Origin of the sequence: Williamsia sp., from assembly GCF_016462415.1 — a bacterium.
Classification (GTDB): Bacteria; Actinomycetota; Actinomycetes; order Mycobacteriales; family Mycobacteriaceae; genus Williamsia_A.
This window is the reverse complement of record NZ_JAEMTF010000012.1, coordinates 4394-22821: the sequence shown is the minus strand read 5'-3', so window position 1 is coordinate 22821 and position 18428 is coordinate 4394. Positions and strand designations below refer to the sequence as shown.

The following is an 18428-nucleotide window of genomic DNA, read 5'->3' as shown; positions in this document are numbered from 1 at the left end:
CAGGCCTCTCCAACGACAGGCCTCTCGAACGGTCCTACAGGTTGATCATGTGGCCGATCGCGCCGTGGAACGTCTCCTGCATCGCCTCCGACAGCGTCGGGTGGGTGTGGACGTTACGCGCCAACTCGTTGGCGGTGAGATCCCACTTCTGCGCGAGCGTGAGCTCCGGCAGCATCTCGGAGACGTTGTCGCCGACGAGGTGGCCACCGAGGAGTTCGTCGTGCGTCTTGTCGGTGACGAGCTTGACGAAGCCGGCTGGCTCGCCGAGGCCCTGCGCCTTGCCGTTGGCGGTGAACGGGAAGGTGGTGACCTTCACGTCGTAGCCCTCGTCCTTGGCCTGGTCCTCGGTGAGTCCGAACGACGCGACCTGCGGCTGACAGAACGTCGCCCGCGGCATCATCCGGTAGTCGCCCAGCGTCATGGTCTCCGCGCCCGCGATCGTCTCCGCGGCGACGACGCCCTGCGCCTCGGCCACGTGGGCGAGCTGCAGCTTGGCCGTCACGTCGCCGATGGCGTACACGCCGTCGACGTTGGTGCGCATGTGGTCGTCGATGGCGATGGCGCCACGCTCGGTGAGCTCGACGCCGGCCTTGTCGAGACCGAAGCCGTCGACGCGGGGCGCGAAGCCGACCGACATGAGCACCTTGTCGACGGTGAGCTCGCCCTCGTTGTCCTTGGCGTCGGTGTACTTCACGACGACCTGCGACCCCTGGTCGTCGATGGTGTTCACCTTGGTCGACGTCATGATCTTGATGCCGAGCTTCTTGTACTGCTTGGCCAGCTCCTTCGAGGAGTCCTTGTCCTCGTTGGGCAGCACGCGGTCGAGGAACTCGACGATGGTGACGTCGACGCCGTAGTTCGCCATCACGTAGCCGAACTCCATGCCGATGGCGCCCGCGCCGACGATGACGATCGACTTCGGCAGGTCACGGGTGAGGATCTGCGTCTCGTAGGTGACGACATTGTCGGACAGCTCGACTCCGGGGAGCAGCTTGACCCTCGAGCCGGTGTCGATGATGACGTTGTCGAAGGTGATCTGACGGTCGTCGCCCACCGTGATCGTCTTCGAGTCCGTGAAAACGCCGTAGCCGTCGATCTCGGTGATCTTGTTCTTCTTCATCAGGAAGTGAACGCCCTTGACGATCCCGTCGGAGACCTTCCGGCTACGGTCGAACGCCGCGCCGTAGTCGAAGGAGACGTCTCCGGAGATACCGAAGGTCTTCGCCTGAGAGTGGAAGATGTGCGCCAGCTCGGCGTTGCGCAGCAACGCCTTCGACGGGATGCAGCCCACGTTCAGGCACACACCGCCCCAGTACTTCTCTTCGATGACGGCGGTCTTCTGCCCGAGTTGCGCCAGCCGGATCGCGGCGACGTACCCTCCGGGACCTGCGCCGAGGACAACTGTGTCAAAGTGTTCAGCCACGATGGTCAGCCTACGTGGCGACCCCGACTCGAGGTAGGCCGAGTGCCCCCGTTTCGCCGTGGGCGTGATCGGAGCGCGTTCTCGACCGGGGTCGGAGGCCGCCGGACGGTCACACCCGGGGGCGGTGCCGGGCATTCCGCACCAACCGGTCACGGACGTGGCCGAATGCCCGCGATAGGCGCACACTCGACCCGGTGAGCGCACTGCACGAACCGCTGACCGTCGAAACCGCCCTCGTCACAGGGCATCTCGACCTTGCCACCATCACTGTCTGTCTTGTCGTACTCGCCGGATACTGGTGGGGGTGGCGGCGCTCGACGGTGTCGGTGGGTCGCGGGGTCGCGTTCACCGTGCTCGGGGTCGGGATCTGGGTCGCGAGCACCTCGAGTTTCGTGGGCGCCTACGCCGACGTCCTGTTCTGGGTGCGCGCCCTGCAGGTGGTCCTGTTGCTGCTGGTGGTGCCGTTCGGGCTGGCCTCGGGCATGCCGATCACCGTCCTGCGCGACGCGCTCGGGACATCGGGGACCCACCGGTTCGACGTCGCGCTGGCGAGTCGGTTCGCGCGGGTGCTGACCTACCCGGCGGTGGCGTCGGGCCTCATCCTCGTCACGCCGTGGTTGTTCTACCTGACGGGTTGGTACGAGGCGGTGCTGCGCGGGACCGCCGTCGACGTCGCGACGAGACTGCTGTTCGTCGCGGTCGGATTCCTCTATTTCTATTCGCGCCTGCAGCTCGATCCGGTGCCGCGTCGCTTCCCCCAGGTCATCTCCCTGGTGATCACGATCGTCGAGACCATCGGTGACGGTGCGCTGGGCGTGGTCATCTGGCAGGGCCACGACATCGCCCACGGCTACTACGCCGCGCTGGAACGCACGTGGGGTCCCGCTCTGCGCACCGACCAGATCATCGGGGCGGGGGTGCTGTGGGTGCTCGGCGACGTGGTCGGGCTGCCGTTCCTGCTGACGTTGATGAGTCGATTCACCTCCGACGAGAAGGTGCGCGCGACGGAGATCGACGCAGAACTCGACGCGGCCGCCGCCGCGACCCCGTCCGGCACCGATCACCCCGACGCAGCGGTGCCCGATCCGCCCGCGCTGTGGTGGGAGGCCGACCCGGGCCTCAAGGACCGGTTCACCCGGTGAGTGGGCGGCCCGGCCCGGCGCACTGAGACAATCGACCGGTGACCGACACCCACTCCGATCCCGCGGATCGCACCGCTGCCGACTCCGCTGCCGACGACCCGTACATCTGGCTCGAGGACGTCTCCGGGGAGCGATCCCTCGACTGGGTCCGTGCGCACAACGCACCCACGGTGGCTGCACTCACCGAGGGCGAACGGTTCGCCGATCTGCAGGCCTCCGCTCAGGAGGTCCTCGACACCGACGAGCGGATCCCCTACGCGCGCCGACGCGGCGCCTACCTCTACAACTTCTGGCGCGACGCCACCAACACCCGCGGGCTGTGGCGGCGGACGGACCTGGAGTCGTATCGCACCGAGTCACCCGTGTGGGACGTCCTCGTCGATCTCGATCAGCTCGCCGAGTCCGACGGCGAGAACTGGGTGTGGCAGAGCGCGTCGGTGCTGCGACCCGACTACGACCGCGCCCTGATCTCGCTGTCGCGCGGCGGCGCCGACGCCGCGGTGGTCCGCGAGTTCGACCTCGTCACACGCACCTGGGTCGAGGCCGACTCCGAGTCGGACGGTTTCGCACTGGCGGAGAACAAGTCCGACGTCAGCTGGATCGACCGCGACACCGTGTTCGTCGGGACCGACTTCGGCGTGCACACCGACGGCCTGGCGTCGTTGACCGACTCGGGCTACCCCCGGGTGGTCAAGCGGTGGACGCGCGGCACGCCGTTGGACGCGGCCGAGACCGTCTTCGTCGGCGACGTCGCCGATGTCGCGATCCAGGTCGGCCACGACCACACGCCCGGTTTCGAACGCGATTTCCTCGTGCGCGCCACCGACTTCTTCCATCAGGAGATGGTCGAACTGCGTCCCGGCGGCGACGTGAGGATCCCCGTTCCGACCGACGCGCACACCATGATCCGATGCGAGTGGTTGTTCGTCCTGACCCGGTCGGACTGGGAGCACGGCGGCGTCACGCACCCGACGGGGACTCTGGTCGCCTTCGACTACGACGACTTCGTCGGCGGCGGTGACGCACCCGGCGAGGTCCTGTTCCGCCCCGACGCGCACACCAGCCTGCAGGACGTGCAGTTCACCAAGTCGCACCTCGTGCTGGTCACCTTGCGCGACGTGCAGACCCACGTGCACCTGCGCGACATCGGAAACGGGTGGACCGAGTCGACCCTCGCGGGCCTGCCCGAATTGGCGACCGTCTCCGTCCTCGACACCGACCCGGACGTCAGCGACGAGATCTTCCTCTCGGCCAGCAGCTTCACCACTCCGCCGAGCCTGTTGCACGGCACGACGACCGACGGGGTGTCGGTGCTCAAGCAGACACCAGCCTTCTTCGACGCCGAATCCATATCGGCCACCCAGCATTTCGTCGATTCCGACGACGGGACCCCGATCCCCTACTTCGTCGTCAAGCGCGACGACGTGGACACCGGCCCCACCCTGCTCTACGGGTACGGCGGCTTCGAGAACTCGATGACGCCCGGCTACTCCGCCATCGCCGCCCGCAGCTGGATCACCCGCGGGGGAATCTATGTGATCGCGAACATCCGTGGCGGCGGCGAGTACGGCCCGTCCTGGCACACCCAGGCGATCAAGGCCGGTCGGCATCTCGTCTACGAGGACTTCGCCTCGGTGGCCAAGGCTCTGGTGGCGCGTGGTCTGACGACGCCCGCGCAACTGGCCGCACAGGGCGGGTCGAACGGCGGTCTGCTGATGGGCGTCATGGCGACGTCGTACCCGGAGTTGTTCGGGGCGTTGGTGTGCCAGGTCCCGCTGCTGGACATGCGCCGCTACCACCTGTTGTTGGCCGGCGCCTCGTGGGTCGCCGAGTACGGGAACCCCGACGACCCGGCCGAGTGGGAGTTCATCTCGGCGTACTCGCCGTACCAGCGCGTGCGACGCGAGGCGACCTACCCGGCTCTGCTGGTGACCACCTCCACTCGCGACGACCGCGTCCATCCCGGGCACGCCCGCAAGTTCACCGCCCGACTCGAGGAGTACGGGCACACCGTCTCGTACTACGAGAACATCGAGGGTGGACACGGCGGCGCGGCCGACAACAAGCAGGCCGCGTTCAAATCGGCTCTGGCGTACGAGTTCCTGTGGCAGACCGTGGGCGCCCCGAGCGCCTGAGCGAGGCGGGTCAGCGCGCCTGACGCCGCTCGAAGATCAGCGACACCAGGATCCCGAGCGCCACGGCCACGACCCCCGCCCCGCCGACGACCAGCGCGGTGGTGTGGAAGTCGCTCACGGCTTTGTCGATGATGAGTTCGGCGACCTGCCGAGGGGAGTTCTCCGCGCCCGCGACCTCGTCGCGTGCCCGGCTGCGCATCAACGCACCCAGCAACCAGCTGATCGCCGCGGCGACCACCACCCCGACGCCCAAAGCGGCCAGCGTGAACCCGCGTCGGCGGGCGATCACGAGTGCGAGCAGCGCGGCGATCACCGCGACCACGGCCGCTCCGAAGCCGACCTGCGTGATGCGGTCGCCGATGGCGCGGTATCGACCGGCCTCGAGACCGCTGCGCTGCGACTCGCTCAGCGCCACCTCGATCTGTCCGTCGACCCGGACACCGGAGAGCCCGTATCCCTTGAGGACGCGGTTGACCATGGGGGTCAGGTTGAGCTCCATGATGCCGTTGCGCTGCGCCTCGGTGGTCGGTTCGGTGAACAGCCAATCATGTTGCTGACTCAGGACATCGGCGAAGTCGGCCGGGAACTGGTCGCTGCGGGTGTACGCGCGTGTCGCGGGCTCGACGATCGACGACGGGACCACCCCCGACGCCTGATCGGAGATCTGCACCGCCAATTCGTCGGCGATCAGATCCTGGATGGCGCGGTCGGTGGCCATGGGTTCGACGAACGACGTGAAGCCCCCGGGGTCGACGACCCGGTAGTGCGCCCACAGTGATGGCACCGCACAGACCATTGCGATCGTCGCGATCAGGGTGAGCAGGCCCGCGCCGAGAGTTCGCACCCGTTCAGGCTACCGATGCGGTCGGTAGGGGTTCGCCTCCCGGTGAGGACGGTAGCGTCGGAACCGTGATCGTCTGGATCAACGGCACCCACGGCGCAGGCAAGACGACGACCGGCGCCGTCTTGTCGACGTTGATCCCGAACTCTCGGGTGCTCGATGCCGAGAAGGTGGGCGAGACCCTGATGGACATAACACCCGGGCTACCCACGACGGACAACTTCCAACACTGGCCTCCATGGCGATCGCTGGTGGTGGAGACAGCGCATCACGTGCTCGCGTACACGGGCGGTGTCCTGATCATGCCCATGACGGTTCTCGTTCAGCAGTACTGGGACGAGATCAGTAGGGGTATCGCCGACCACGGGATCCCGTTGCGCCATTTCGTGCTCCACGCCGACCCCGGCACACTCCGCGGACGAATCATGGGAGACACCGTGATGGGTCCGTCGTCGTTTCGGCTGCACCACCTCGACGAGTACGCAGAGGCCGCGCAGAGCTGGCTCCACGACGCCGCTGACGTGGTCGACACCTCCGACCTGGATCCCCACAGCGCCGCTCAGGTCATCGCCGACGCCGTGTCGTAGAACCCACCTGGAGGGCTCGGTCGGCATCTGATCGAGTTGTCCACAACCGTGTACGAGCGCCTGTTTCGTGTCATACCCCTGTCATAGAATCGAACACATGATCGATTCGCGGGGGGTCGCCGAGTGAGAATCGAGCGCAGCGAGGCTCGGAGCGAGAGCGGGCCCACCGTGGGGACGTCCAGTTGGTCGGCGGTTCCGGCAGCAGCGGTGGGGCTGCTCGCCGACCCCGTCGGCGCGCCGGTCAACGACCTCCTCCTCGACATGAAGCATGCGGCGGCCGGACAGTCGTACCTCGAGTGGGTGCGGTTCCAGCGGGCCGCGGAGCTGCACACACAGTTGGTGGCGCCGGACGAGGCGAACGACAAGCGACGGTTGGATGCGTTGTCGCGGTGCGCGACCCGGATCGCGGTGGTGCATTCGATTCCCCAGTCCACCGCAGAACGTCTGGTGGACACCTCGATCGCACTGCGGGACCGGTTACCCAGGGTGAGCGACTGCCTCCGGGACGGACTGATCACGGTCCAGCAGGTCAGGACGATCGTGGAGCGAACCGATCTCGTCCTCGACCCCGATCTGCAGACCTCGGTCGATGGCGACATCGCCTCCACGCTGCGCCGGGGCGGGTCGTGGTCCACGCCCCGGATGCGCGACATGATCGACCGGATCGTGTTCCGCGTCGACCCCGCCGCCGTTCGCGCACGACGGGCGCGGGCCCGCGACGCACGCGGGTACTGGTTCGAACGCGGCGAGGACGGAATGGCGACCGTCAACTCGTCGATGACGGCCGAGAACGCCATTGCCCTGACACGACGTATCGCGCAGTTGGCCTCGTGCGTGTGTCGTGACGACCCACGGACGAAACAGGCCCGTGGCAGTGAAGCCCTGTTCTGCCTGGCGATGGGTGTGGCCTGGGAATGCCAGTGCGGCAGCGCGGACTGCGACGCACCCCCCGTCCCCGAGCCGGCCGCGCCCGCACCGAGGGATGTTCCCGGCACGTCGAACACCACCACCGTCATCCACGTTCTGTGCGATCTCGAGACCGCGGCCGGAGACGGCGAGCACCCCGGTTTCCTCGACGGCTACGGTGTCGTCTCCGCTGACCATGTGCGGGAGATGATGTCGGAGCCCGGGACCAAGATCCGGCCGATCGGCGCCGACGATGCACGCCTCCCGTCGACTCAACCCAGCGATCCGTACCGTCCGTCGACCGCCCTGGACACCGTCATCCGCGCCCGTGGTCTGTACTGCGACATCCCCGGCTGCAACCAGCCGGCGTGGCGCTGCGACCTCGACCACACCGACGAGTACGACCACGAGAACCCGGAGCGCGGTGGGCAGACCACTCCGGCCGGACTGGGCCCCAAGTGCCGGTTCCACCACAACGTGAAGACGTTCAGCGACTTCCTCGACACCCTGGTCATCGGCGATGACGGTCGCGCGGAGACCAGCATCGTCACCCCCGAGGGGCTGATCGCTCCCGGGCCGGCATTCACCGGCGACGACCTCTTCCCATCCCTGCGAGACATCCAGTTCGAACAGCCCACCCACGCGCCGCCGCCCGCGGACAGCGAACCCGACATCGAACCCACCAGACGCCGAACGCGCCTGGAGGAGAAGCATGCCCGCCGACGGAACGAACGGGCCGAAAATCTGCAGAAGATCGCGGACGACGCGGCAGCGGCCGAGATCGCCGCTGCGGAGTTCGAGGCGAAAGCGGCCAACGACCCGGACGGCATCTACGACCTCGGACGGATCCCGGAGTCGGAGGCCCAGCCGGGCGACCACGGATTCGACGACGACAGCGACCCGCCGTTCTGACCCAGGCTCGAGGGTCGCCCGCTATTCGCCGATGAGGCTCTTGGCTCGTCCGACGATCAGCGGGTCCGGGGTGGCGACAATGGACTCGTCCTTGCCGTCGTAGTTGAACAGGCTCAGCACGTGGCGCATGGCGTTGACGCGTGCACGCTTCTTGTCGTTGCTCTTGACCACGGTCCACGGGGCGAAGTCGGTGTCGGTGTGGGAGAACATCTCTTCCTTGGCCGCGGTGTACTTGTCCCATTTGTCCAGCGACGCCAGATCCATCGGCGACAGCTTCCACTGCCGCACCGGGTCGACCTGACGGATCGCGAACCGGGTCCGCTGCTCCAGAGCGGTCACCGAGAACCAGAACTTCACGAGATGGATGCCGTCGTCGATCAGCATCTTCTCGAAGAGCGGGACCTGACGAACGAAACGCTCGTGCTCGGCGTCGGTGCAGAAACCCATCACCCGCTCGACGCCGGTGCGGTTGTACCAGGAGCGGTCGAGCAGGACGAGCTCCCCCGCGGCAGGAAGATGCTTCACGTAGCGCTGGAAATACCACTGCGTCGACTCACGCTCGGACGGCTTCTCCAACGCGACCACCCGCGCGCCGCGGGGGTTGAGGTGCTCCATGAACCGCTTGATCGTGCCGCCCTTGCCCGCGGCGTCGCGACCCTCGAACAGCAGGACCACCCGCGCGCCGGTCTCCTTCGTCCAGTTCTGCAACTTGAGCAGCTCGATCTGGAGGAGACGCTTCTCCATCTCGTAGTCGGCGCGCGACATGCGCTCGTCGTACGGATAGTCCTCGCGCCACGTGTCGACCACCGCGTGGTCGGACTTGAGGATCAGCCGGGGATCGTCGTCGTCGGTGTCGTCGACGGCGAAGCCCGACGTGTCCGCCAGGTCGACGATGTCGGCGAGCTGCTCGCGACCGATCGACGTGCTGAGATCGACGATGTCGGTCACGGGCGCCAGGTAATGATCCTTGAGTTCACTCACCGCTACACGCTAGAACGTCACCGGTACGGCCACATGACCTCCAGGTGAACGAACGGGGCCCCGACTCACCAGGTGAGCAGACTCAGTGGGTCGACGCCGCGGTCAGCGCACGTTGGTGAAGTACGTCCGACCGGTGCCGAAGCAGTAGGTGCCCGTGGTGGTGTCGTAGGCCGCGGCCGCACCACCCGAGCAGCGCACGCCGCCGGCTCCGGAGAACGCAGATCCGCCGATGCCCGCAACGGCGATCGAGGTGCCGCCCAAGCGTGCCTGTGCGACCGCGATCCCACCCGGCCCGGTGGTGACCGAGTAGCTCGTGCCCCCGGAATCAGCACCCGACAGCGCACTGGACTTCGGCGCGGTGTTGTACGCGTTGGCCCGACCGTTGCGCTGCGCCGACGCGACAGCGGTACCGACACCACTGCGATCCTCGGCGTGTGCACGGCTGGGGGTCAGCGCCTTCGCGCCGCAGCCACCGGTGCCGACGACACGGTTGACCTGCTGGCCGTTGACCGCATCGCAGACCAGCGGCGCGGCCGACGCGCCGCCCGCCCCGATCAGCGAGGTGAGGGCCACCGCGGAGGACCCGATGAAGGCAACTGCGACACCGCGTAGAGCGGACCGACGATCAACACGAAACATGGTGCACCTCAAATGATTTTCTCTTCGCAGCGAGCAGACAGACAACTATTTCGTCTGCCGAATGATCGCTAGCGTACTACCAGCGGCAGCGGTTTCGATCGCAACGCGTGCAACGGTCCGATCACGAACTCACACGCCTACGAACTACGACGCTTCGCCTCGGCGATGAGTCCCTTCTTCGCGGTGTCGACCGCCTTCTTCTGGGCCTGCTTGACGATCATCCCGGGGAGCTTGATCTTCAGATCGGCCTCGAGTTCGAACGCGACATGCGAACCGCCGTTGCGCTCGGTGACGGTGTACTTGCCTTTCTGCGAGGACAGCTGATCGGCCTCCACCAGTTCCCAGGAGCACGAGTTGTCGGTCCAGGTGTAGTCGAGCACCTCGTTGTCGGTCAGTCCGGCCATGCTGACGGCGACCTTGACCCGCTTCGGAGAACCATCGGAATGCGTCTCGACGATCTCAGCGCTCTTGTGCGGTCCCGACCAATCGGGCAGCGCCTCCACATCGAGCAAGATCTCCATGATCACCGACGGCGCGACGTCGACATCGAATTCGGTTTCTCCACTGACAGCCATGCCGCGAAGTTACCCGACACCACCGGCGCGAGGTGACGCTATTCGCGCTCTTCGAGACGCAGCAACCTATTCGCGCTCTTCGAGACGCAGCAACCTATTCGCGCTCTTCGAGACGCAGCGGCCAGGCCTCGTCCGGGATCTCGTGAATCGAGCACGGCCGATCCGCCGCCGTGAACCACCCGCGGAAGTGCATGATCTCGCCCAGGGTCACGTTGCGGACGGTCGCGTCCAGACGAAACCGCTGCGCGTCGTCGTCCCACTCCTCGACGTACCGCATGGACGTCGCGAACAACCCGCGCATGCCCATGCGGAGTCCGCGGCTGAGCATCCGCATCGGCTCGCTCTCCAGGATCAGCGATCCACCCGGGCCGACACGCGGGGTGAGCGGGATCAACAGATCAGGACCGTCGCCGAAGTAGTCGATCAGACCGGTCGAGCCGTTCACCAGCAACGAGTGCAGACGCTGCTCGCCGTTGGAGTAGGCGAACCGTCGGATGACGGCCAGGCACTCGCGGCCGCGCTCGTCGCGATAGCAGTAGTTGTCCATGAAGAACGGGACCAGTCGACTCGTCGTCGTCGGCATGACGTTGCGCTTGCGGAAGAACCGGAGCACCGGCGGCGTCAACTTCGACGTGCAGAAAACCGATTCGACCATCCCGCTGGTCATCTGGGCCACACCGGACGTCGAGTCCACCCCGTACCGCCACTGCACGTTGGGATGGAGGTTCTCGAAGTCGCTGCCGAGTGCCGCGCGATAGACCGGAGTCATGGTCTCGACGCGCTCCGGACATGATCGGACATGGCTGCAGAATCTACCCCCGGCCCGCCTCCCAGGACCCACAAGCCCACCAAGACACTGGTCCGGACCCCGATATCGCGCACGAACCGCACGGAATTCGCCCGCGCCGAGCGGAGTTGACCCGATCATGAGCCCAACCGTTGTCGCCACCGCGTTCGGTGGACCCGAGGTCCTGTCCGTCATCGATGCCGACGTTCCCGAGCCCGGCCCGGGCGAGGTGGTCGTCGACTTCCGTGCCATCGGCGTCAACCCGATCGACTACAAGCTCTACAGCGGCGCGTTCGGCACCGACGAGTCGCAACTACCCAAGCGCCTCGGATCCGAGGGCGCGGGTGTGGTCTCTGCGGTCGGCACGGACGCCGTCGGACCCGCCGGCCCGATCGCGGTCGGAGACGAGGTCATCGCGTTCCGAGGGGTCGGGACCTACGCGTCGCGGGCGGTGCAGCCGGCCTCGTCGATCACCCCGAAGCCCGCCGGTCTCGACTGGGAGCAGGCCGGAGGACTACTACTCACCGCCGCGACCGCCTACGACGCGCTCGAGGTACTCGGGGTCGGCGATGGTGACACCGTGCTGATCCACGGCGCGGCCGGCGGCGTCGGACTGCTCGCGGTACAGCTCGCCCGACTGCGCGGGGCGACGGTCATCGGCACCGGTCGCGAGGTCAACCACGACTACCTGCGCAGCATCGGCGCCGAGCCGACCACCTACGGCGACGGGCTCGCCGATCGTGTCCGCGACCTCGCTCCCGGCGGCATCACCGCAGCGTTCGACACCGTGGGAGCCGACGAGGCCGTCGACGTCTCTCTCGAACTCGTCGCCGACCGGTCGCGCATCGTGACCACAGCCGCGTTCGAGCGCGCTGCGGCGGAGGGATTCGGATCCATCGGCGGCTCGAACCCGGAGAGCACCGAGCGCCGCGACGCGGCACGATCCGAACTCGTGGGGCTCGCCGGTGAGGGAAAGCTCGTCAACGCCGTGGCCAAGACGTTCCCGTTGGCCGACGTGGCGACCGCGCACTCCGAACTGCAGCAACCCCACGACATCGGCAAATTCATCCTGATCCCCTGACCGTTCGGGGCAGGGGGCAGCTCGCATCGCACCGATGACGTAGGTTCACCGACAAAGCCCTGTGCACCGGCGTCTACCGGGAGAGATCAATGCCCCTGAGCGACACGCTCGTCGACATGCCCTCCGAGGGATACGTCTTCCACACCTCGTGGCCGGTGGCCACCAGCGACATGGATCAGTTCGAGCAGCTGAGCGTCGACGGCGTGGCCCGCTATCTCCAGGAGGTCGGGGCGTACCACCTCATCGACGCCGGAGCGATGGAGACCGACCCCTTCTGGATCGTCCGGCGCACCGTGATCGACATGATCGAGCCCGTCACGTGGCCCAACACGCTCACCCTGTCGCGCTGGTGTGCCGCGCTGGGTTCGCGGTGGTGCAACATGCGGGTGAAGATCGTCGGCGACCACGGCGGACGCGTCGAGACCGAGGCGTTCTGGATCCACATGAACATGGAGACCCGGGGACCCGGCCACATCGAGGGCAAGTTCCTGGAGATGCTCGGCAGCACCACCGACGAGCGACGACTCAGGTGGTCCCCGTGGCTGACGACCCCGATGACGCAGGAATCGCCGCGGATCTTCCAGATCCGCCACAGCGACACCGACCGGTTCGGGCACGTCACCAACGCCATCTACTGGCAGGCCCTGCGCGAGGTCTTCGACGAGGTACCCGACGTGGTCGCCGGCAAGCATCGTCTCGTCATCGAGTACAACAAGCCGATCATGTACGGCGAAGAGGTCCACCTCACGACCACACCGATCGACGACGGTGTGCTGGTGTACCTCTCGGTCGACGGGCGCGCCCGGACCCACATGTCGATCACCGCACTACCGCACTGATGGAGACCACCGTGACCGGCACACTCGCCGACCTGCCCGACGAGGGGTACGTCTTCCGGACCTCGTGGCCGCTGTCGAGTGGCGACATCGACCGGTACGAGAAACTCAGCGTCGACGGTATGGCCCGCTACCTGCAAGAGTGCGGCGCACAGCATCTCGTGGATTGCGGCGCGTTCGAGACGCACAAGTTCTGGATCGTCCGTCGCACCGTCATCGACGTGATCCGGCCGATCGAGTGGCCCGACACCGTCCGACTCTCGCGCTGGTGCGCCGGTATCTCCCCGCGGTGGTGCAACATGCGGGTCCGCATGACCAGCGACGGTGTCGACGGACGCGAGGGCGGTCTCATCGAGACCGAGGGTTTCTGGATCAACATGAACATGGAGACCGGCGCGCCATCGCGTCTCGAGGACAAGTTCTTCGAACTCCTCGCGACCACCACCGATGAACGCCGGCTGCGGTGGAAGGCATGGCTGAACGACCCGGTGGACGCGCAGACCGAGCAGCCGTTCCCGCTGCGCCTGGGCGACACCGATCGGCTCGACCACGTCAACAACGCGGTGTACCTGCAGGCCATGCGCGAGGTGTTCCCGCAGATCCCCGAGGTCATCGACGGCCCGTACCGCCTCGTCATCGAGTACAACAAGCCGATCACCTACGGCGAGGACGTCCGCATCGCGACCGCCCCCACCGAGGGCGGGATCCTGGTGTGGATGACCGTCGACGGCGAGGCCCGCACCCACGCGTCGATCACCGCGCTGCCGGGGACCGGTCAGTAGATCGCGTTGCGATCACGCGCCAGCGTGAAGCCATGGGCACCGTCGAAGCAGGTGATCCCCGCCGTCGTCGATGTGCAGGTGACCTCGAGGATCGAGATGGTCTGCCCGTAGTCGAGAACCCGTCCGCCGTAGGGGGTTCCCGGGTTGGTTCGCCGGGCGTCACCGACATAGGTGGACAGCGTCACGCAACGACTCCGTGCGACACCGCCGACGAACTCGCTCGCGTAGACGTTGAGACCGGTGTTGTCGCAGTGCGGGCCCCCCGCCGATTGCACCGACACCCGCGCCTGGCACGCCGGCGGCACCTGCGGTTTACTGAAACCCAGTGAGCACGTGACGTTTCCCGATGGCGACCGAAAGTACACGGCCTGCCCGCCGTCACCGTAGAAATCGCCCTCGTTGACGTTGGCGTCGGCGGCGCCGAGGTGGGTCGGTATGCCCCCGGCCGCGTCGGCGGCGGGTGCTGCGGGGGCGGTCGTGCCGGTCGTCGGTGTCGCGGCGTCTGTCGAACTCGCGCCTTCCTCGGCGACCTGCGCGGCCGACGAGGACGCGGTCACCGTGAGAGTTGTCGGGACGGTCGAACCCCTGTCGGACCCACACGCCGCGACAGCCGACAGCACCATCAGACATGCTGCGACAGCCCGTGCGCGCCTCATCTGGTCTGCCCGTAGCCGGGGGCATAGGTGTCGTTGCGGTCGCGCGCCAGGGTGAAGCCCACCGAACTCGCCCAGCACGAGATCCCGACGGCGGCCGACTCACACGTGGCGCCACCGCTGGAGATGATCTGCCCGTACTGCAGAACCCGGCCACCGACGGTGCCCTGGCCCGGGTTGCCGGATCCGCCCACGAAGACCGGCTGGTTCACGCATTTGCTGACCGCGGCACCGCTGATCAATTGGGTGGAATAGACGCTGTTGCCGCCGTTGCGGCAGCTCACCCCATCGGAGCTGCGAACCGAGACCAGCGCCTGACAACCACTGGGGAGCTGAGGGTTGTCGAAATGTATGCCGCAGCGCACATTCCCCGACGGCGACTGGAAGAAGTAGCCGTTGATCCCGGCACCGGGGCCGAAGAAGTCGGCGGCATTCACGTTCGCGTCCCCCGGGAACCGCATGATCGGCGCCCCGCCGGTCGCCGGGGCGGACGCTTCGGCCGCCTCTGTGGAACCGGCGTCCGCACTCGTCGCGGCCTCGGTGGCCGCCGAGTTGTCGACCGACGTCGGCACGTCCGACTGCGTGACGGTCACCGTCGACGCCGGCGTGGGGGACGACTTCGCGTCTTCGGCACCACACGCTGCAACGCCCACGACCGAGACTGCACACGCGATCACCCCCATGAATCGCCACATTCTGTTCTGGGTTCGCATCGTGACTCCTGTCGGCCGGGGCGGTACTCCCTGGTACCAACCGGATATCGCCACGTCGAGCTGCAGGGTTACTTACGTTATGCAACTGAGATGTTGTGCCGACTAACAGTATGGGCGTACTGTTTTCTAGCAGTACGCCCGTACTGCTAGAGGAGGTCCGACCATGTGGAACCCTGCCGAGTACCTGACCTTCGCCGACCATCGCGGACGGCCCTACGGCGAGTTGCTCGCCCGTATCGACCTCGCAGATCCGCGCCGGATCGTCGACCTCGGTTGCGGCCCCGGCAATCTCACGGTCGAACTGTCCCGTCGGTGGCCGGACGCCGCCATCGAGGCGACCGACAACTCCCCGGAGATGGTCGACGCCGCGCGTGGTCGCGGACTCGATGCCCGGCTGCAGGATGTGCGTGACTGGACACCATCGGCCGACACCGATGTGGTCATCTCCAACGCGACGCTGCAGTGGGTGCCCGAGCACCGCGACCTGCTGCGTCGATGGCCCACCCAGCTGTCCTCCGGCGCCTGGCTGGCCTTCCAGGTCCCCGGCAACTTCGAAGCACCGTCGCACCGGATCATCCGCGAGGTGGCGCGGTCCGATCGGTGGCGGGAGGCGTTGTCCGACATCGACTTCCGCGGCGGTGACACCGTCGACGATCCGGACGGGTACGCATCGCTGCTGTCCGATGCGGGGTGCCGTGTCGACGCCTGGGAGACCACCTACCTGCAGGAGCTGTCCGGTCCGGACCCGGTGCTGGAGTGGGTCACCGGCACGGCACTCACGCCGGTCCGAGGTGTGCTGTCCGAGGACGACTGGGCGGCGTTCCGCGCCGATCTCGCTCCCGAACTGACCGCGGCGTACCCGGTGCGGCCGGACGGCACCACCTACTTCCCGTTCCGCCGGGTGTTCGTGGTCGCGCAGGTCAGATGACCGTCGCGCCTGCCTCGCTCATCTCGGCGAGTGCGGCGGTGGAGGATTCGGCGGCGACGCCGGCGACGAGGTCGGTGAGCACCCGGGCCGAGAACCCGGCGCCGAGCGCATCGAGTGCGGATGCCCGCACGCAGTAGTCGGTGGCGATACCGACCACGTCGACGTCGGTCACTCCCAGTTCGCGCAACACATCCGACAACTGCGCCCCGTCGTCGGTCGTGCCCTCGAACATCGAATAGGCCGGCACGCCCTGCCCTTTGCGGACGTGGACGTCGACGGCGTCGGCCACGAGATCCGGGTGGTACTCGGCGCCTGCGGTGCCGGCCACGCAGTGCACGGGCCAGGTGGTGACGAAGTCCGGGGGCCCGACGGTGGCGAAGTGACCGCCGTTGTCGTTGTCGGCGTCGTGCCAGTCCCGCGAGGCCACGACGACGTCGTATTCGGCGTCCGACGCCAGATACTCGGTGACCCGACGTGCGACCGACGCTCCCCCGGTGACACCGAGCGCACCACCCTCGGTGAAGTCGTTCTGCACGTCGACGATCAACAACGCTGTGGGCATGGTCGCGATTTTAGTGCCCTGTTGCCTACGGCCGGACGCGGACCACCTGCGGGTCGTGGTCGGAGGTCTGCCCGGCGAACTCGGCATTGAGATGCACGACCTCGTAGCGCGCGCGGGGACGCAGGCTGCGGCTGACGAGGATGTGGTCGAGGACCTGCGAGACGCCGGAGTAGACGTAGGTGTACTGCTGCGCACGGGGAAGCGTGGCGATGAGGTCGGTGAGACCCGACCCGTTGCCGGTCAGGGTGCGGACCGCCGGGCTGAACTGGTAGTCGTTCAGATCGCCGGCGACGACGATCGCCGCCCGTGGGTCGATGGTCTGCAGCGACCGCACCCACGCGTTCTCCACCGTCGCCTGCGCCGTGCGTTGGGTCTCCGACGATCGGGCCGGAGGCTGGAAGCGACCGTCGGCCGACTGGTCGCCGCCCTTGGAGTTGAAGTGGTTTCCCACGACGAAGACGGTGTGCCCACGGAAGGTGAACTCGCCCGCCAGCGGCTTGCGGCTGTTCGTCCATGCGGGGTCGGCGGGCGCGATCCGTCCCGGCGACACCGACAGCTGCACCTGCCCCGCGGGACCGCGCTGGGCGACGGTCGCGGCCGAGGAGGACGGGGCACCGCGATCGACGAACGACACGCGAGACGGGTTGAACAGGAACACCGTTCGGATGTTGCCGCCGGGTTGGCCGCCGTCGGTGTCGTTGGCCGGGTCGATGCCGCGATGGTCGTACCGCGGGCCACCGGCGGCCGAGACGGCGGCGGTCAGCCGGGCGACCGTGGCGTCGGCGGCGACCGTGCCGTCGTCGGCCGCACCCGAGTTGTCCTGCACCTCTTCGACTGCCACCACATCCGGGCTCGACAGATTGGTCACGATCCCCCGCGCGAGGGCCGCGTACTTGCCCGCGGAGTCGCCGGGGGCGAGGTTCTCGACGTTGTAGGTGGCCACCGACAACTCGGCATCGGATGCCTTCGCCGCGACGGTCGGCGTCAACCCGCTCGAGACCACTGCGGGCAGTGTCGGCGCGTCGATGACGTAGCCGCCGAAGTTCGACCAGTCGAGCGGACCGACGACCGGGCCCGCGAAGCGGTCGCCCGTGTTCATCACGGGCTTGCTGCCGTCGAGCGCCGAGACCTTGATGCGGCCGGTCGGGAGATTGTAGCTCGACAGCACGGCGCCACCGTGAATGCTTCTGTCCGCCTGCGGTTTCGAGGTGATGTAGATGTCGCCGAACGAGTTGCTCGGTGCGATGATGCGCGGGGACGGCACCGACACGCGTTCCCCTTCGTGCGCCTCGAGGAACTCCTGCGCGGAGCGCGCCGGTATCGCGCGCGCGATCTGCTCGACATCCCCCGACACCGGCGGCGCGAACCGCGCCGGGACCGAGGACGGCGAGATCGTCACCGGAGCCGGCAGCGGGTTGCCCGACGAGGTCACCGTGACGATCGGCTTGGTCAACTCCGTGACGCTGAGATTGGCTGTGTTCGCCGCGGTCTCGCCGGATCCGACGGCGCGGTACTCCGTCACCGTCGCCGCGACGGTCACGGCGTCGCCCGGCGTCACCGTGGGTGCGGTCGATCCGGTGAACACGAAGATGCCATCGGAGGTCGACCGGTCGCGATCGGGAACCGCGGACTGCATCCAGAACCCCCGTGGTGAGGTGGTCCTGACCGTCGTGACGATTCCCGGGACACCCGAGACCGAACGACCCACGAGCGGGGACGTGAACCCGGCGCCCTGGACCGCTGCGATGCTGACGCCGGTCGGGGCCGGCGATGCCTGCGCGGGCGCTGCGATGAGTGTGGCCGCGAGCACGGCCGCAGTCGACAGGAGCGTCGTGGACGCACGGTTGTTCACCGTAGGAACGTTAGCCGTGCTGAGTACCCGGGAGGTGAACGCGCGGCGAACTGCGATGAGCTAGTCGGCCGCCTCCGCGGCGGTGTCGGTGGC

At 67.5% G+C, this 18428-nt stretch carries 18 protein-coding genes; 8 read left to right on the top strand and 10 right to left on the bottom strand.

The genetic code is table 11. The features are described from left to right. Nucleotides 1-34: 34 nt before the first annotated feature. Nucleotides 35-1423 carry a dihydrolipoyl dehydrogenase gene (gene lpdA / locus JHC79_RS05070; protein WP_296388969.1) on the bottom strand — a complete coding sequence of 463 codons (1389 nt, stop codon included), beginning with the start codon at nt 1421-1423 and terminating at the stop codon, nt 35-37. Nucleotides 1424-1617: 194 nt separating this feature from the next. Here lpdA and JHC79_RS05065 point away from each other — a divergent pair, with 194 nt between their 5' ends. Further along, complete coding sequence (locus tag JHC79_RS05065; RefSeq protein WP_296388968.1) at nt 1618-2565, top strand: cytochrome c oxidase assembly protein; 948 nt, start codon at nt 1618-1620, stop codon at nt 2563-2565. 38 nt (nt 2566-2603) lie between these two features. Further along, the gene (locus JHC79_RS05060; RefSeq protein WP_296388966.1) at nt 2604-4700 is read left to right on the top strand and encodes a prolyl oligopeptidase family serine peptidase; all 2097 of its coding nucleotides are present in this window, start codon (nt 2604-2606) and stop codon (nt 4698-4700) included. A 10-nt stretch (nt 4701-4710) separates the two neighbouring features. Here JHC79_RS05060 and JHC79_RS05055 read toward each other — a convergent pair whose 3' ends face one another. Beyond that, nucleotides 4711-5544, bottom strand: coding sequence for a hypothetical protein (locus JHC79_RS05055; protein ID WP_296388964.1), 834 nt, complete (start codon nt 5542-5544; stop codon nt 4711-4713). A gap of 65 nt (nt 5545-5609) precedes the next feature. Between JHC79_RS05055 and JHC79_RS05050 the strand changes: the two genes are divergently transcribed. Then, nucleotides 5610-6128, top strand: coding sequence for an ATP-binding protein (locus tag JHC79_RS05050; RefSeq protein ID WP_296388962.1), 519 nt, complete (start codon nt 5610-5612; stop codon nt 6126-6128). A gap of 123 nt (nt 6129-6251) precedes the next feature. Next, nucleotides 6252-7946, top strand: a complete 1695-nt coding sequence (locus JHC79_RS05045; RefSeq protein ID WP_296388960.1) for a DUF222 domain-containing protein — start codon at nt 6252-6254, stop codon at nt 7944-7946. A 21-nt stretch (nt 7947-7967) separates the two neighbouring features. Here JHC79_RS05045 and ppk2 read toward each other — a convergent pair whose 3' ends face one another. From ppk2 to JHC79_RS05025, 4 genes are all read right to left on the bottom strand, one after another. Further along, nucleotides 7968-8903, bottom strand: coding sequence for a polyphosphate kinase 2 (ppk2, locus tag JHC79_RS05040; RefSeq protein WP_296389073.1), 936 nt, complete (start codon nt 8901-8903; stop codon nt 7968-7970). A 126-nt stretch (nt 8904-9029) separates the two neighbouring features. Next, nucleotides 9030-9566 (bottom strand): DUF6764 family protein, encoded by a 537-nt coding sequence (locus JHC79_RS05035; RefSeq protein WP_296388958.1) that lies wholly within the window; start codon nt 9564-9566, stop codon nt 9030-9032. Nucleotides 9567-9703: 137 nt separating this feature from the next. Next, on the bottom strand, nt 9704-10141 hold the full coding sequence (locus JHC79_RS05030; RefSeq protein ID WP_296388957.1) for an SRPBCC family protein: 438 nt from the start codon (nt 10139-10141) through the stop codon (nt 9704-9706). A 94-nt stretch (nt 10142-10235) separates the two neighbouring features. Further along, the gene (locus tag JHC79_RS05025) at nt 10236-10910 is read right to left on the bottom strand and encodes a DUF4166 domain-containing protein (RefSeq protein ID WP_296388956.1); all 675 of its coding nucleotides are present in this window, start codon (nt 10908-10910) and stop codon (nt 10236-10238) included. A 157-nt stretch (nt 10911-11067) separates the two neighbouring features. On the opposite strand from JHC79_RS05025, the gene JHC79_RS05020 reads away from it, so the two are divergent. The 3 genes from JHC79_RS05020 (at nt 11068) to JHC79_RS05010 (ending at nt 13627) form a co-directional block, all read left to right on the top strand. Next, nucleotides 11068-12009, top strand: a complete 942-nt coding sequence (locus tag JHC79_RS05020) for an NADP-dependent oxidoreductase (RefSeq protein ID WP_296388954.1) — start codon at nt 11068-11070, stop codon at nt 12007-12009. A gap of 89 nt (nt 12010-12098) precedes the next feature. Further along, complete coding sequence (locus JHC79_RS05015; protein WP_296388952.1) at nt 12099-12848, top strand: acyl-ACP thioesterase domain-containing protein; 750 nt, start codon at nt 12099-12101, stop codon at nt 12846-12848. An 11-nt stretch (nt 12849-12859) separates the two neighbouring features. Beyond that, nucleotides 12860-13627 (top strand): acyl-ACP thioesterase domain-containing protein, encoded by a 768-nt coding sequence (locus JHC79_RS05010; RefSeq protein WP_296388950.1) that lies wholly within the window; start codon nt 12860-12862, stop codon nt 13625-13627. Here JHC79_RS05010 and JHC79_RS05005 read toward each other — a convergent pair. Both JHC79_RS05005 and JHC79_RS05000 read right to left on the bottom strand, forming a co-directional pair. Next, a complete protein-coding gene (locus JHC79_RS05005; RefSeq protein ID WP_296388948.1) occupies nt 13621-14184 on the bottom strand; it encodes a hypothetical protein in 564 nt (187 codons plus the stop codon). The genes JHC79_RS05010 and JHC79_RS05005 overlap by 7 nt on opposite strands. Before the next feature lie 95 nt (nt 14185-14279). Further along, complete coding sequence (locus JHC79_RS05000) at nt 14280-14933, bottom strand: hypothetical protein (protein WP_296388947.1); 654 nt, start codon at nt 14931-14933, stop codon at nt 14280-14282. 223 nt (nt 14934-15156) lie between these two features. Here JHC79_RS05000 and JHC79_RS04995 point away from each other — a divergent pair, with 223 nt between their 5' ends. Beyond that, the gene (locus tag JHC79_RS04995) at nt 15157-15921 is read left to right on the top strand and encodes a trans-aconitate 2-methyltransferase (RefSeq protein WP_296388945.1); all 765 of its coding nucleotides are present in this window, start codon (nt 15157-15159) and stop codon (nt 15919-15921) included. On the opposite strand, the gene JHC79_RS04990 is transcribed toward JHC79_RS04995, so the two are convergent. Beyond that, nucleotides 15914-16483, bottom strand: a complete 570-nt coding sequence (locus JHC79_RS04990; protein WP_296388944.1) for a nicotinamidase — start codon at nt 16481-16483, stop codon at nt 15914-15916. The genes JHC79_RS04995 and JHC79_RS04990 overlap by 8 nt on opposite strands. Nucleotides 16484-16508: 25 nt before the next feature. Beyond that, on the bottom strand, nt 16509-18335 hold the full coding sequence (locus JHC79_RS04985; RefSeq protein WP_296388942.1) for an endonuclease/exonuclease/phosphatase family protein: 1827 nt from the start codon (nt 18333-18335) through the stop codon (nt 16509-16511). Nucleotides 18336-18428: the final 93 nt, after the last annotated feature.